Raw genomic sequence first — 14,254 nt, 5'->3', positions numbered from 1 at the left:
GCGCCTTCTCCTCCCCAGCCAAACAGGAACTTCCATGATGGATACTCGTGATTGCGCGTGCGGGCAGACAGGGGTTCGCGATGACGCGGCGCAGTGGTTTGTGCGTTTGCAGGAGCCTGTTGCGGATGTCGAAATGCGGCGCCAGTTCCAGCTCTGGCTGGACGAACACCCTCAACACCGAAACGAATTCGAAGTGCTCCAGGGCTTGTGGAGCGCCGCCGACCTGGTGCCGGCGGCGCGTTTGCGGGCCCTGTGTGAAACCTCGTCAGCCCTGAAAAAGCGTCGTCCGGTGTTGCGCTATGCGGTGGCCGCCAGCGTGCTCGCGGTGGCGCTTGGCCTGGGCTGGTTCAGCGGCTTGAATCATCCGGCGCCTTACACTTCCGAGTTTTCAACGGCCCTGAATGAGCGTCGCCATGTGGCGTTGCCGGACGGCTCGGTGGTGGATCTGGATAGCCGCAGCCGGATCCAGGTGCGCTTTGAAAAGGATCAACGCAACGTTGAGCTGACCGAAGGCGAAGCGATGTTCAGCGTCGAGCACGACACCAGCCGACCCTTTGTGGTCGAGGCGGGCAGCGGCAAGGTCACGGTCACCGGCACCCGATTCGACGTGCGCCATGGCGCCAGCGAAACCCGAGTGGTGGTGGAGCAGGGCACCGTCAAGGTTCAAGGGCGCGATGCCGCCGATAACGATTTCATCAATCTCACGGCAGGCCTTGGCACCCACGTCGATGCCCAGGGCAAAGTTGCCGCCGCCTACGCCGTCAACCCGGCGGAAATGACCGCCTGGCGCAGCGGCAAACTGGTGTTCAACAACGCCAGCCTGGCCGAAGTCGCCGAGCAGGTCTCGCGTTATCGCGATAAGCCGCTCAAGGTCGCCAACGCAGCGGTGGGCGATCTGCGCCTGACCAGCGTGTTCAAGTCCGACAACACCGACGCGCTGCTCAAGGCCTTGCCGAGCATCCTGCCAGTGGCCGTGCGCACCCTTGGCGATGGCAGCCAGGAAATAATTTCAAAATAAAATTCAGGTTTTTTTCGAGTTCATCGTCTTCCTGTTCAACTGCAACTGGTTTGCATTAACAAGCGCACACTCTTGCGATCCTCAGGATTACGTTCGACGTGAAAAACTCCACCGCTAAAAACAACAAACTCCCCTGGTTGCCGCTGGCCCTCGCGCTGGCGGTCAGTATTGCGCTGCCCCAGGCCTTTGCCGCCGACGGCATCCGCATCCCGGCGCAACCTTTGGGACAAGCCCTGAGTCAGTTGGGCCAGCAAACCTCGCTTCAGGTGTTCTTCAGCCCTGAACTGGTTGCCGGCAAGCAGGCCCCGGCGGTGGATGGCAACCTTTCCCCGGAAGACGCGCTGCGCCAGTTGCTGCAAGGCAGCGACCTGCAATACCAGATCGATGAAGGTTCAGTGACATTGATGCCGGCGCCGACTTCGGCGGCCAACGGCCCACTGGAACTGGGCGTGACTGACATCAAGGTGGTCGGCGACTGGCTCGGTGATGCCGATGCCGCCGTGGTGCAGAACCACCCCGGCGCACGAACGGTGGTGCGCCGCGAAGCCATGGTCGAGCAGGGCGCGATGAACGTCGGCGATGTACTCAAACGCGTCCCGGGCGTGCAAGTGCAGGACGCCAACGGCACCGGTGGCAGCGACATTTCCCTCAACGTCGGCGTGCGCGGCCTGACTTCGCGCCTGTCGCCACGCTCCACTGTGCTGATCGACGGCATCCCGGCGGCGTTCGCTCCTTACGGTCAGCCACAACTGTCCATGGCGCCGATTTCCTCCGGCAACCTCGACAGCATCGACGTGGTACGCGGTGCTGGCTCCGTTCGCTACGGACCACAAAACGTCGGCGGCGTGATCAACTTCGTGACCCGTGCGATCCCGGAAAAAGCCTCGGCTGAAATCGGCACCACCCTGGAAACCTCGCAGCACGGTGGCTGGAAGCACATCGACACTGCGTTCATGGGCGGCACCGCCGACAACGGCATGGGCGTGGCGCTGTTGTACTCCGGGGTGAACGGCAACGGTTACCGTGAAAGCAACAACGGCAACGACATCGACGATGTGATCCTCAAGACCCATTGGGCGCCGACCGATGTCGACGATTTCAGCCTCAATTTCCACTACTACGACGCCAAGGCCGACATGCCCGGCGGCCTGAACCAGGCGCAATACGACGCCGACCCGTTCCAGTCGGTGCGCGACTACGACAACTTCAGCGGCCGCCGCAAGGATGTGTCGTTCAAGTGGGCGCGGCAGATCGACGATCGCACCCAGGCCGAAGTGCTGACCTACTACACCGACAGTTTCCGTGGCAGCACCATCGCCTCGCGGGACCTGAGCACACTCAACTCCTATCCGCGCAGCTACTACACCTTCGGCATCGAGCCACGGGTGTCCCATGTCTTCGATGTCGGCCCGACCACCCAGGAAGTCAGCGTCGGTTATCGCTATCTGAAAGAGGCCATGCACGAAGAGGCCAGCCGAGTGGCGCTGGTCAACAACCAGCCGGTCGTGCGTCCGGGGGCGGACGGCCATGTCTATCAGGACCGCACCGGTGGAACCGAGGCCAATTCGGTCTACGTCGACAACAAGATCGACGTTGGCAACTGGACCGTCACCCCGGGCATTCGCTTCGAGCACATCAGCACCGACTGGCACGACCGCCCGGTGCTCGATAACGCCGGTAAACGGGTGCCGGAGAAAAAACGCAGCATCGAAAGTAACGAACCGCTGCCGGCCTTGAGCGTGATGTATCACATGTCCGATGCGTGGAAACTGTTCGCCAACTACGAAACCTCGTTCGGCGCGCTGCAGTATTTCCAATTGGGGCAGGGCGGTATCGGTAATGAGCCCGCCAACGGCCTGGAGCCGGAAAAGGCCAAGACCTACGAAATCGGTACGCGCTACAACGATGACGTGTGGGGCGGGGAGGTGACGCTGTTCTACATCGACTTCGACGACGAACTGCAATACATCAGCAACGATGTGGGCTGGACCAACCTCGGCGCGACCAAGCACCAGGGCATCGAAACCTCGGTGCACTACGATCTGGCCGCGCTGGACCCACGCCTTGACGGCCTGACCGCCAACGCCGGCTTCACCTACACCCGCGCCACCTACGAAGGCGAGATCCCGGGCTTCAAGGGGCGTGACCTGCCGTTCTATTCCCGTCAGGTGGCCACTGCCGGCCTGCGTTACGACATCAACCGCTGGACTTATAACGTCGATGCGTTCGCCCAGTCCAAGCAGCGCTCGCCGGGCACCGGCGTGAACGCCGATGGCAGCTTCAACGGCAACTACATCACCGAAGGCACCGCCGACGGGCAGTTCGGTGACATTCCGGGTTACGTGACCTGGAACGTGCGTGGCGGCTATGACTTCGGTCCGCAGGTGTCGAACCTGAAACTGGGGGCGCGGGTGAAAAACATCTTCGACAAGCAGTACTTCACCCGTTCCAGCGACAACAACTCGGGGATGTACGTCGGTGCGCCGCGCACGTTCTTTGTGCAGGCCAGTGTCGGGTTCTAACCCACCTGTGGCGAGGGGGCTTGCCCCCTCGCCACAATTCAGACTTTCAACACCTTCCCGCCAACGGCCACCGCCACCAGCAACACCGCCATCAAGGCAAAGGCAAAGCTCAAGCTGCTGCCATGGGCGACGAAGCCGATGACGGCGGGGCCTGCCAGGATTCCTGCATAACCCAGGGTGGTAATGGCCGGCACGGCGATGCTTTCGGGCATGACCGTCTGTTTGCCGACCGCGGTGTACAGCACCGGCACAATGTTCGAGCAACCGGCACCCAGCAACGCATAACCCACCAGCGCCGCCTCCCAGCTCGGTGCGAACGTCGCCAGAAACAAGCCTGCGGCGGCTGTCAGCCCGCCGAACACAATCACCCGTGTCGCACCCAGGCGTCGCACGATTTTGTCACCGGTCAAACGCCCGGCCGTCATGGTCAGGGCAAACGCCGCATAACCAAGCCCCGCATACGCCGTGTCGATGCCACGTTCCTGCGTCAGGAACACCGCGCTCCAGTCCAGCGCCGCGCCTTCGGCGAGAAACACGATGAAGCACATGCCGCCGATGAACAGGACGATGCCATGGGGCACCGCAAACGCCGGTCCCGAACTCTCGCTGCCGTAGGGCAACAGATGCGGCACGGCCTTGGCCAGTGCGATCAGCAGCAACACAATCACCACCAGCGTGGCCCCCAGGGGTGAAATCCCCAGGCCAAGCAATCCGCTGACACCTGCCGCACCGACAATCCCGCCCAGGCTGAACAGGCCATGGAAACCCGACATCATGTTTTTGCCGCTGGCGCGCTCGACGATCACCGCTTGCAGGTTGACCGTCGAATCCACGGTGCCGAGCCCCGCGCCGAACATGAACAACGCGGCGATCAGGGCCGGAATCGACGACACCGTTGCCAGCAGCGGCAGGGCGGCACAGATCAGCAGGGTCCCGCCAGCCGTCACCCGCCGACAGCCGAAACGTGTGGACAGGATCCCGGCCACCGGCATCGCCAGGATCGAACCTACCCCCAGGCACAGCAGCAACAATCCCAGGGTGCCTTCATCCAGTCCGGCCCGGGCCTTGGCATAGGGCACCAGCGGTGCCCATGCGGCGATGCCGACCCCGGCGATGAAAAAGGCGATGCGCGTGGACATCTGTTCCAGGCGGCCGGGAACGAAAGTGGTTTGGCTGTTGAGGCTGGTCATAACAATCCTTGGCAAAAAGCGTCGCGTCCTCAACGGACAGTGATCGGCCTGTGAGGGTTCGATCAGTGCCCGGAAAGTTTTACGGTCAAACAGGGCGACATCCTTGCACAGCGCCGCTGTTTTTCGCGATATGTTGAGCCATTCCAATGACACACGGAGGGCGCCATGGCGCAGCGGTACGATGCACGGGGCAACATTTACATCGTGGTAGCGCCAGAAGAACTGCGCCGCCAGGGCATCGACCTGCCCGATCAGGCTAGCCAGGCAGCGCAAACCATCGAAGCCTGGACGCTAGCCGCGATCGAGGCTTGCTGCAGCTGGGCTCCAGGCACTCAACCGTCCGGCAGCAAGGATCATCGCAGCGACGGTTTGCTGGTCGGACCGTTTCAGTCGTCGCCTCCCTTTGATCTGTTGATCGTCAACACCGACGGTACCCTGGCCGAGCGCAGTGGCAACGGGCTGACGATTTTTTCCCAGGCCCTCAGCGATCAAGGGCTGTTGCCGCAGAACGAAGCCTGTCTGCTCAGGGTTCACCACGACAAGTCTGACACGCCGTCACCGGGGCAGACTTCAGTGAAAGCCGCAGAGGTCGAGGGCGTGAGGGGGTTCTGGCTCGATCTGGGCCAGCCGGGATTCGGGCCGTCGGCGGTCAGTGCTCACGGGGTTGAAGCAGCGGTGCTCAACGGTCGTGAACTCAGCCACGTTGAACAGTTGTCGGCACTCAATAGCGCATGGTCGCGCAGTCAGTTCGCGCGGGTCGGCAATCCCCATTGCGTGACGCTGGTGGAAAGTGCCGGGGATCTGCCGAGCAACGAGCAGATGCGCGAGCCGGTGCTGGGTGAGGGGCTGACGCGGATTGCTTACGCCATGCCGGTCGGTGCAGGCAAACCTTGTCCGGCGGGGATCAATCTGCAATGGGCAATGCGTTTGTCCGAAGGGCACATCGCCGCGCGAGTATTCGAGCGGGGCGAGGGGCCGACGGCGTCATCGGGGACCAGTGCCAGCGCGGTGGCCAGTTCGGCCTGGCGGGTTGGTTGGGTGAGCGCCGGGGAGGTCAAGGTGACGATGCCGGGTGGCACGGCGCCGATCTTGTTGGAGGAGGAGCAGGGGGAGTTGAGTCGGGTCAGCCTGTTTGGTACGGCTCGAGTTATCGATTGATTTTGATATCGCCATCGCGAGCAGGCTCGCTCCTACAGTGGTTACATGTCGTTCACAAAACCTGTAGGAGCGAGCCTGCTCGCGATGGGGCCAATCCGGTAAACGCAAATTTCAGCTCAGACCAGCGAACTCCACCACCGGCATCGTCCGCTTCATCAACACCTTGCCATCGCGCACCGAGTACAGCGGCAACCCCTGGCTGCGGATCACCTCGTAATCACTTTCCGCCGACAGAATCAGCAGGTTCGCCGGCCGCCCGCGCTCCAGACCATAGCGATCGCCGAGGTTCATGGCTTTGGCACTATTGTCCGTCACCAGGTCCAGCGCACTTTGCAGGTTGCGATAACCGAGCATGTGGCAGATGTGCAGGCCGGCTTCGAGCACCCGCAAAATGTTGCCGTTGCCCAGCGGATACCACGGATCGACGATGGAGTCCTGGCCGAAGCACACGTTCATGCCCGCTTCCAGCAACTCGTTGACCCGGGTCACGCCCCGGCGTTTCGGGAAACTGTCGAAGCGACCTTGCAGGTGGATGCTTTCGGTGGGGCAGGAGACAAAGCTGATCCCCGAATGCCCGAGCAAGCGAAACAGCTTGGCGCAGTAGGCGTTGTCGTAGGAGCCCATGGCCGTGGTGTGGCTGGCCGTGACCCGCGAACCCATGTCGCGGCTGCGGGCCTCTTCGGCGAGCACTTCGAGAAAGCGTGAATGCGGGTCGTCGGTTTCGTCGCAGTGCACATCCACCAGGCAACCGCTGCGTTCGGCCAGGTCCATGAGGAACTTCACCGAACTGACGCCCTGATCGCGGGTGTACTCGAAATGCGGTATACCGCCCACCACGTCGGCGCCCATGCGGATGGCTTCTTCCATCAATTCGCGGCCATTGCGGTAGGACTCGATGCCTTCCTGAGGGAACGCGACGATTTGCAGGTCGACCAGGTGCCGGCTTTCCTCGCGCACTTCGAGCATGGCCTTGAGCGCGGTCAGTTGCGGGTCGGTGACATCGACGTGGGTGCGTACATGCTGGATGCCGTGGGCGGCGAGGGTCTGGATGGTTTTTTTGGCCCGGGCCTTGGTGTCTTCCTGGGTGATGGTCGCCTTGCGTTCGCCCCAGCACTCGATGCCTTCGAACAGCGTGCCGCTCATGTTCCAGCGCGGCTCGCCGGCGGTCAGGGTGGCGTCGAGGTGGATGTGCGGCTCGACAAAGGGCGGCACTACCAGATTGCCACCGGCGTCCAGATCGTCAGGGCCCAGGGTCGGGGCTTCGATCTGGCGGCCGATGCTGCTGATCAGACCGTTTTCCAGGTTCAACTCATGCAGGCCTTCCTGATTGCGCAGACGGGCGTTGATGATGTGCATCGGGCAGATCCTTTTGGCGAATCGTTTAGGCAATACCTTTACGTTAGCTCGCCTGCGGCGAATCCCGCCAGTTCAAAATGTGGGAGCGGGTTTGTTCAGGTAGATAGTTGCAGGGGTAAAAATCGCATAAGTGCGGCGACGATGGCTTCAGGTGCATCTTCCTGAACCAGATGACCGGCGTTGGGAATCGGATAAAACTGCGATCCAGGAATCATCTGCTGCAAGGCCCGCCCGCGTTCGATGGGAATCCACTGGTCGTCTTCACCCCACAGAATCTGCACCGGGCAGCGAATCGTCGGGTACAGGCCCTCGGCCTCACGGGTATAGCGCTCGTCCATCTGTGCGATCTGCCGGTAGAACGCCGCTTGCCCCGGCTCCCCCAACCACGGCTGAACGTAGGGGGCGAGTTCGGCGTCGGGAATTTCGCGCTGGATGGCTCCGCGAATATAGGTCGGCACGATGGCGCGCTGGATGTAATCGGGCAGTCCGCTGAAGGCCGCTTCATGCTGGCGCACATGCTGCACGAACGGCGAACCCCAGGGCGTGAGGGCCACCGGGTCAATCAGCGTCAGGCTGCGGTAGTCCTTGCCATTGAGCAGGTGCGCGCGCAGGGCGGTCGCACCGCCGAAGTCGTGGGCCACCACGTCGGGGCGGTCCAGGCGCCAATGCCCCAGCAACTGCGCCAACAACTGGTTTTGCACACCGAGCGAGACATCGTCGTCGGGTTGTGCCGATTGTCCATAGCCCAGCAGATCGAAGTAGTAGACGCGGTGAGTCGCGGTGAAATACGGCGCGATCCGGTGCCACACACAGGAAGAAAACGGTGTGCCATGCACGAACACCAGCGGCGGGCCGTCGCCGCGCACGGCGTAGTGCACTTGATGTCCGTTGAAGTCGAAGACCTGATCCAGCGGCCAGTCAGTCATGGGCTTGTCCTCTTGGCGGGGGGAAGAGGCAAAAAGCATAGGCATAAAAAAACAGCCGATGAAGGCTGTTTTCTTTTTCTCTGACAAAACGCTGTTCCCCTGTGGGAGCGAGCAGTGTTGTCTGAAGATTACTCGCCGCGATAGATGCAACCGCTGGTGCAGGTCTCGTGGATACGGATCGCGCTCAGCTCCGGCAGCAGGGGCTTCAATTCCTGCCAGATAAACTTGGCCAACACTTCGCTGGTCGGGTTTTCCAGGCCGGGAATGTCGTTCAGGTAGTTGTGGTCCAGGCGCTCGTACAGCGGCTTGAAGATCGCCTTGATTTCCGAGAAGTCGCGGATCCAGCCGGTGTGCGGGTCGAGGTCGCCGCTCAGGTGGATTGCCACTTTGAACGAGTGACCGTGCAGGCGCCCGCACTTGTGGCCGTCCGGTACGTGGGGCAGGCGGTGGGCGGATTCGAAAGTAAATTCTTTGAAGATTTCCACAGTGTTTTCAGCTCTGTTCAGGTGGCGTTCGCCGCAGCGATTCGGGCAGGCGGCGAGTTTACCAGTTTGTCCTGACTAAAGGGTCAGCAAGCGCTCGCCGAGGCGACCGTTGGCGGCCAGTTCGAGGAATTCGTCCCCCAGGCGGCGGCTTTCGTCCATGGTCGTGCGCCAGTATTTCTGCCGGCTCGGGGCATCGCCCATGAAGCGCTTGAAGTCGTTTCGGTCCGGCAGTTTACCGTAGGGCAGGCGCGCCAGGTATTCCTTCGACGGCGCCAGCAACAGCACGTTCTGCAAGCGAGCCGGGCAGGCGCGGCGCCATGGCAGGGTCTTGTCGAACCAGCCGGGGATCACCCGGTCGGTGAAGTGCGGGTAAAGCACGATGTCGTTGCCGCTGTAGGGCAGGTCCAGGTGGTAATCCAGCAGACCGCCGTCGCGGAAGGTCCCGGCGCCGGCGCCCGGCAGGTCGCGCACGCCTTCCATCACCATCGGGATCGAGCCCGAAGCCAGCAGGGCCTGGCGCAAGTTGCCGGCATTGAGGGCGACGAAGCGCGACGGGAAGTCAGTCAAGGCATTCACCGGCGGCGCCAGGCGCGGGTCGTGGATGATCAGGCGTTCGAAGTGCCGTGCCAGCCGCGCCCGACCGCGCAGGTTGTCGGCAATGACCGATGACAGGCCCAGCCCCAGGCGGCCGCGATGATCGTCGGCCAGCAGGCCGTGGCTTTTAACCACCATGATGTTCAGGCGGTAATGGTTGTTGCTGAGGATCGAGGCATCGCGACCGTCGAGCAGGTCATTGAGCATGCGCTGTGAGCTCTGGCTGATCTGCGCCATGGTCACGCCCTTGGCAAAGTGCTGCTCGGTGTACAGCTGCCCGAGACGCCGGATGCCCTCGGCGGCGTCCGGCAGGCAGGCGCTGGCGAAGCGCCAGGAACCCACCGATGCGCCAATCAGCGAGCGTTCTCGCGGTGCCGCCGGCAGCCACTCGCCGAATAGCGCCAGGTCCAGACCCTGAATCCCCAGCGCCTTCGGACCGCCGGCCGCGCCAGGCAAGGTGCCGACGTCGGCGGCGCTCAAGCCGTTGTCCCGGATGCGCGCAAAGGCGCGTGGACCGGCCTTGAGGGTCAGGGAAGGGAACTTGATGTGGATGGCGGTCATTGCGGTCTCGAAGTGTGGCAAGCGGGAAATTATAAACGTGATCATTGTGGGAGCGAGGGTGTCAGCAATGATGGCAATTCAGTTTCAATTAAGTTCAGCGGGTTAAGGTGGCTCGCCTGGACCCCGACGCAACGCTGGGATAGCGCATCGCTGGTACCATTGTGGCTTTCGAGAAGCTCACACCACTGGCACAGGGCATGGAATTAGACCCGGTCAGCAGGCAGTGACTCAAGGATCATCAGGATTGGTAATGAAGGTGTTTTTACTCAATCGATGCACCGGCAGCCGGATGGTGCTGCTGCTTCTGGCATTTTGCTCGGCAGTGATGGCCCGCGACCTGGATCAGGATGAAGCCCTGCGCCTGCGTCAACAGGGCGTGATCCTGCCACTGGAGCAACTGCTGCAGCAGGCGATGGATCGCTACCCAGGCGCGAAACTGCTGGAAGCCGAACTCGAAGAGAAGCACAACATCTACCTTTATGATGTCGAGTTGCTGACCCCCGAAGGCGTGGTCCGTGAGCTGCACATCGATGCGACTGACGGCCGAATATTGAAAGACAAGGAAGACTGATCCATGCGTTTGCTGCTGGTGGAAGACCATGTGCCCCTGGCCGACGAGCTGCTGGCCGGCCTCAACCGCCAGGGTTACGCGGTGGACTGGCTGGCCGATGGTCGCGATGCGGTTCATCAGGGCAGCACCGAGCCTTACGACCTGATCGTCCTCGACCTCGGTCTGCCGGGCGTGCCGGGGCTTGAGGTGCTGGCGCAGTGGCGCGGGGCGGGTCTGGCCACGCCGGTGCTGATCCTGACGGCCCGGGATTCCTGGGCAGAGCGCATCGAAGGCTTGAAGGCCGGCGCCGACGATTACCTGACCAAGCCATTCCATCCCGAAGAGCTGTTTTTGCGCATCCAGGCATTGCTGCGCCGCTCCCATGGCCAGGTCAACCAGCCAACGCTCAAGGCTGCCGGGCTGCATCTGGACGAAGGTCGCCAGTGCGTTGTGCGCGACGGTGCCGACATTCAGCTGACCGCCGCGGAGTTTCGCCTGTTGCGTTATTTCATGCTGCACCCCGAGCAGATCCTCTCCAAAGGCCACCTCGCCGAACACCTCTACGACGGTGAAACCGAGCGCGACTCCAATGTGCTGGAAGTCCACGTCAACCACTTGCGCCGCAAGCTCGGCAAAAGTGTGATTGAAACCCGTCGGGGCCAGGGTTACCTGTTCGGCGGGCAAGCCCGGTGAGATCGATCCAGCGCCGCTTGAGCCTGGGCCTGATCAGCGTGATGGTGGTCGTTGGCCTGGTGCTGGCGCAAACCAGCCTGTGGCTGTTCGAAATGGGGTTGCAGCGCTACCTCGAAGCCGGGTTGCGCAATGACAGCGAGAACCTGCTGGCGGCGCTGGTGCGCGGGCCGCAAGGCTTGCAACTGGATGAGCGACGCCTGTCACCGGCCTATCAGCGGCCGTTCTCCGGGCATTATTTCCGCATCGATTTCACCGATGGCCATTGGCGTTCCCGCTCCTTATGGGATCAGGAACTGCCGGTGCTCGATCAACCCGGCCTGCATGGCAACCTGCAACTGGGTCCGGAAGGGCAGCAGTTGCTGGTGCTGCGCACGGACTATCGACGTTCGGGGGCGCCGATCTCCATCAGCGTCGCCGAGGATTACACGCCGATCCGCGAAAGCTTCCGGCGCATGCAACAACTCGGGATTGGCCTCGGATTGACAGCGCTGTTGCTGATTCTGCTGCTGCAACGGATTACCGTACGCCGGGCCTTGCGTCCACTGGAGCAGGCCCGCGAGCAGATTGCGCAGTTGCAACAGGGCCAGCGCTCGCAACTCGATGATCAGGTGCCGGTGGAGCTGGAGCCACTGGTGGCGCAGATCAACCACTTGCTGGCCCACACCGAGGACAGCCTCAAGCGCTCGCGCAATGCCTTGGGCAACCTCGGCCACGCCTTGAAAACCCCGCTGGCGGTTCTGTTGAGCCTGGCTTCAAGCGAGCAACTCGACGCGCACCCGCAACTGCGCAAGACCCTCAAGGAACAACTGGAACAAGTCCAGCAGAGGCTCAATCGGGAACTCAATCGTGCTCGGTTGTCCGGTGATGCGTTGCCGGGCGCACTGTTTGATTGCGATGCCGAGCTCCCCGGGTTGCTGGCCACCCTGAACATGATCCATGGCGAACACCTGGCGCTGAGCTACCGTGCACCCGCCGGCCTGCAATTGCCCTGGGATCGCGAAGACCTGCTGGAACTGTTGGGCAATCTGCTGGATAACGCCTGTAAATGGGCGGATGCCGAGGTTCGCCTGAGTGTGGCCGAGACTGCTGAGGGCTTTGAACTCTGCGTGGAAGATGACGGCCCGGGCATTCCCGAAGAGCGTCGTGATCAGGTGTTCGCTCGAGGGACGCGGCTGGATGAGCAAACCCATGGGCATGGTTTGGGGCTGGGTATCGTGCGCGACATCGTCGATAGCTGGGGCGGCAAACTGTCGTTGCTGGAAAGCGAGTGGGGCGGGTTGAAGGTCGTTATCGAGTTGCCCAAACACACTTGAAGCCACACCAGGCCCCCTGTGGGAGCGAGCCTGCTCGCGATGAGGCCATGTCAGTCAACATTAACTGTGGCTGACACACCGCTATCGCGAGCAGGCTCGCTCCTACAGGGACGGCGCCGGTCAGGTGTGATGAATCTCCCGATCCTTGGTTTCCGGCATGAAGAACGTGCCGAGAATGGCTGTCATCACCGCGATGACAATCGGATACCACAGCCCGTAGTAGATATCCCCCGTGGCCGCCACCATGGCGAACGCCACCGTCGGCAGGAAGCCACCGAACCAGCCATTGCCGATGTGATAGGGCAGCGACATCGAGGTGTAGCGGATGCGCGCCGGGAACAGTTCCACCAGCCAGGCGGCAATCGGCCCGTAGACCATGGTCACGTAGATCACCAGGATCGTCAGCAGTAGCAGCACCATCGGGTAGTTGGTCTTGGTCGGGTCGGCCTTCTCGGGGTAGCCGGCGTCCTTGAGGGCGGTGGCGAGGGTGGCGGTAAAGGCGTCGTTTTTGGCCTTGAAATCGGCGGCCGGTATGCCGGTGCCCTCGAAGCTCTCGATCACTTTCTCGCCAATGCGCACCTGCGCAACGGCGCCCGGCTCGGCGTTCACGTTCTTGTAGGGGATGGCCTTTTTGGCCAGTACGGTCTTGGCCAGGTCACAGGAGCTGGTGAATTTGGCCTTGCCCACCGGGTCGAACTGGAACGAGCACTGGCCGGGATTGGCGATTACCGTGACCGGATTCTTCTCCTGCGCAATGAACACGTCGGGGTTACCGTATTGGGTCAACGCATGGAAGATGGGGAAGTAAGTCAGTGCCGCGATGATGCAGCCGGCCATGATGATGCCCTTGCGGCCGATGCGGTCGGACAGGCTGCCGAAAATGACGAAGAACGGCGTACCGATCAGCAGCGAGCCGGCAATCAGCAGGTTCGCGGTCTGCGGGTCGATCTTCAGCGTCTGCAACAGGAAGAACAGCGCATAGAATTGCCCGGTGTACCAGACCACCGCCTGACCGGCGGTACCACCGAGCAGGGCCATGATCACGATCTTGAGGTTGTCCCAACGGGCAAAGGATTCGGTCAACGGTGCCTTGGAGGACTTGCCTTCGGCCTTCATTTTCTGGAACACCGGTGACTCGCTCAGTTGCAGGCGGATGTAGACCGAGACGATCAGCAGCAGGATCGACAGCAGGAACGGAATCCGCCAGCCCCAGGCTTCGAAGGCTTCAGTGCCCAGCGCAGTGCGGCAGGCGAGGATCACCAGCAGTGAAAGAAACAGGCCGAGGGTCGCGGTCGTCTGAATCCACGAGGTGAAGTAGCCGCGTTTGCCCTTGGGTGCGTGTTCGGCCACGTAGGTCGCTGCACCGCCGTACTCACCGCCCAGCGCCAGGCCTTGCAGCAGGCGCAGGCTGATCAGAATGATCGGCGCGGCTACGCCGATGGTTGCGTAGCCCGGCAGCAAGCCCACCACGGCCGTGGAAATACCCATGATCACGATGGTGATGAGGAACGTGTGTTTGCGCCCGATCATGTCGCCCAGCCGACCGAACACGATGGCGCCGAAGGGCCGAACGGCGAAGCCGGCGGCGAAGGCGAGCAGGGCGAAGATGAAGGAAGTCGTTTCGTTGACACCGGCGAAGAAGTGCTTGGCGATGATCGCCGCGAGGGAGCCGTACAGGTAGAAGTCATACCATTCGAACACGGTGCCCAGGGACGAGGCGAAGATGACCTTGCGCTCCTCCCTGGTGATCCCGCGGTTGGGCGTGCTGCCCGTGGTTGTACTGTCGATTGCCACCATGATTTTTCTCCGTTGTTCTTGTTTTAAGGCCGGAGCACCTCTCAATTGTTGCCGCACCCTGGCCCGGGGGCTGAAGTCATCGGATTACGTG

General features: G+C 62.1%; 12 protein-coding genes. 6 read left to right on the top strand and 6 right to left on the bottom strand.

Annotated elements, in window-relative coordinates; genetic code table 11:
* The first annotated feature begins 34 nt into the window (after positions 1-34).
* Both VC35_RS23275 and VC35_RS23270 read left to right on the top strand, forming a co-directional pair.
* Positions 35-1,018, top strand: coding sequence for a FecR family protein (locus tag VC35_RS23275; RefSeq protein WP_046042825.1), 984 nt, complete (start codon positions 35-37; stop codon positions 1,016-1,018).
* A gap of 98 nt (positions 1,019-1,116) precedes the next feature.
* A complete protein-coding gene (locus VC35_RS23270; protein ID WP_046042824.1) occupies positions 1,117-3,540 on the top strand; it encodes a TonB-dependent siderophore receptor in 2,424 nt (807 codons plus the stop codon).
* A 38-nt stretch (positions 3,541-3,578) separates the two neighbouring features.
* Here the strand turns inward: VC35_RS23270 and VC35_RS23265 are convergent, their stop codons facing one another.
* Positions 3,579-4,730, bottom strand: coding sequence for an MFS transporter (locus VC35_RS23265; protein ID WP_046042823.1), 1,152 nt, complete (start codon positions 4,728-4,730; stop codon positions 3,579-3,581).
* A gap of 165 nt (positions 4,731-4,895) precedes the next feature.
* On the opposite strand from VC35_RS23265, the gene VC35_RS23260 reads away from it, so the two are divergent.
* Entirely contained in the window at positions 4,896-5,888 is a 993-nt protein-coding gene (locus VC35_RS23260) for a DeoR family transcriptional regulator (RefSeq protein WP_046042822.1), read from the top strand.
* Positions 5,889-5,999: 111 nt separating this feature from the next.
* Here VC35_RS23260 and codA read toward each other — a convergent pair whose 3' ends face one another.
* From codA to VC35_RS23240, 4 genes are all read right to left on the bottom strand, one after another.
* Entirely contained in the window at positions 6,000-7,244 is a 1,245-nt protein-coding gene (gene codA, locus VC35_RS23255) for a cytosine deaminase (protein ID WP_046042820.1), read from the bottom strand.
* A 95-nt stretch (positions 7,245-7,339) separates the two neighbouring features.
* Positions 7,340-8,170: an alpha/beta fold hydrolase gene (locus tag VC35_RS23250; protein WP_046042819.1), complete on the bottom strand. Its 831-nt coding sequence runs from the start codon at positions 8,168-8,170 to the stop codon at positions 7,340-7,342.
* 128 nt (positions 8,171-8,298) lie between these two features.
* A complete protein-coding gene (gene queD, locus VC35_RS23245; RefSeq protein WP_046042818.1) occupies positions 8,299-8,655 on the bottom strand; it encodes a 6-carboxytetrahydropterin synthase QueD in 357 nt (118 codons plus the stop codon).
* A gap of 75 nt (positions 8,656-8,730) precedes the next feature.
* On the bottom strand, positions 8,731-9,810 hold the full coding sequence (locus VC35_RS23240) for a patatin-like phospholipase family protein (protein ID WP_046042817.1): 1,080 nt from the start codon (positions 9,808-9,810) through the stop codon (positions 8,731-8,733).
* A gap of 250 nt (positions 9,811-10,060) precedes the next feature.
* Here VC35_RS23240 and VC35_RS23235 point away from each other — a divergent pair, with 250 nt between their 5' ends.
* The 3 genes from VC35_RS23235 to VC35_RS23225 are packed head-to-tail and all read left to right on the top strand — an operon-like array spanning position 10,061 to position 12,366.
* Positions 10,061-10,381 carry a PepSY domain-containing protein gene (locus VC35_RS23235; RefSeq protein WP_046042816.1) on the top strand — a complete coding sequence of 107 codons (321 nt, stop codon included), beginning with the start codon at positions 10,061-10,063 and terminating at the stop codon, positions 10,379-10,381.
* A 3-nt stretch (positions 10,382-10,384) separates the two neighbouring features.
* Positions 10,385-11,053, top strand: coding sequence for a response regulator transcription factor (locus VC35_RS23230; RefSeq protein WP_046042814.1), 669 nt, complete (start codon positions 10,385-10,387; stop codon positions 11,051-11,053).
* On the top strand, positions 11,050-12,366 hold the full coding sequence (locus VC35_RS23225; protein ID WP_046042812.1) for a sensor histidine kinase: 1,317 nt from the start codon (positions 11,050-11,052) through the stop codon (positions 12,364-12,366). Before VC35_RS23230 ends, VC35_RS23225 begins: the two co-directional genes overlap by 4 nt.
* A 120-nt stretch (positions 12,367-12,486) precedes the next feature.
* Here the strand turns inward: VC35_RS23225 and VC35_RS23220 are convergent, their stop codons facing one another.
* Complete coding sequence (locus VC35_RS23220; protein ID WP_046042810.1) at positions 12,487-14,163, bottom strand: MFS transporter; 1,677 nt, start codon at positions 14,161-14,163, stop codon at positions 12,487-12,489.
* Between the last annotated feature and the right edge of the window lie 91 nt (positions 14,164-14,254).

The organism is Pseudomonas fluorescens, from assembly GCF_000967965.1.
GTDB lineage: Bacteria > Pseudomonadota > Gammaproteobacteria > Pseudomonadales > Pseudomonadaceae > Aquipseudomonas > Aquipseudomonas grandcourensis.
This window is presented reverse-complemented; position numbering and strand designations above follow the sequence as displayed.

What these genes read in the sequence shown, in the direction of transcription:
- VC35_RS23265 (WP_046042823.1), bottom strand. Translation starts at nt 4,730, where the DNA reads ATGACCAGCCTCAACAGCCAAACCACTTTCGTTCCCGGCCGCCTGGAA.
- VC35_RS23275 (WP_046042825.1), top strand. Translation starts at nt 35, where the DNA reads ATGATGGATACTCGTGATTGCGCGTGCGGGCAGACAGGGGTTCGCGAT.
- VC35_RS23250 (WP_046042819.1), bottom strand. Translation starts at nt 8,170, where the DNA reads ATGACTGACTGGCCGCTGGATCAGGTCTTCGACTTCAACGGACATCAA.
- VC35_RS23235 (WP_046042816.1), top strand. Translation starts at nt 10,061, where the DNA reads ATGAAGGTGTTTTTACTCAATCGATGCACCGGCAGCCGGATGGTGCTG.
- VC35_RS23230 (WP_046042814.1), top strand. Translation starts at nt 10,385, where the DNA reads ATGCGTTTGCTGCTGGTGGAAGACCATGTGCCCCTGGCCGACGAGCTG.
- VC35_RS23240 (WP_046042817.1), bottom strand. Translation starts at nt 9,810, where the DNA reads ATGACCGCCATCCACATCAAGTTCCCTTCCCTGACCCTCAAGGCCGGT.
- VC35_RS23220 (WP_046042810.1), bottom strand. Translation starts at nt 14,163, where the DNA reads ATGGTGGCAATCGACAGTACAACCACGGGCAGCACGCCCAACCGCGGG.
- VC35_RS23260 (WP_046042822.1), top strand. Translation starts at nt 4,896, where the DNA reads ATGGCGCAGCGGTACGATGCACGGGGCAACATTTACATCGTGGTAGCG.
- codA (WP_046042820.1), bottom strand. Translation starts at nt 7,244, where the DNA reads ATGCACATCATCAACGCCCGTCTGCGCAATCAGGAAGGCCTGCATGAG.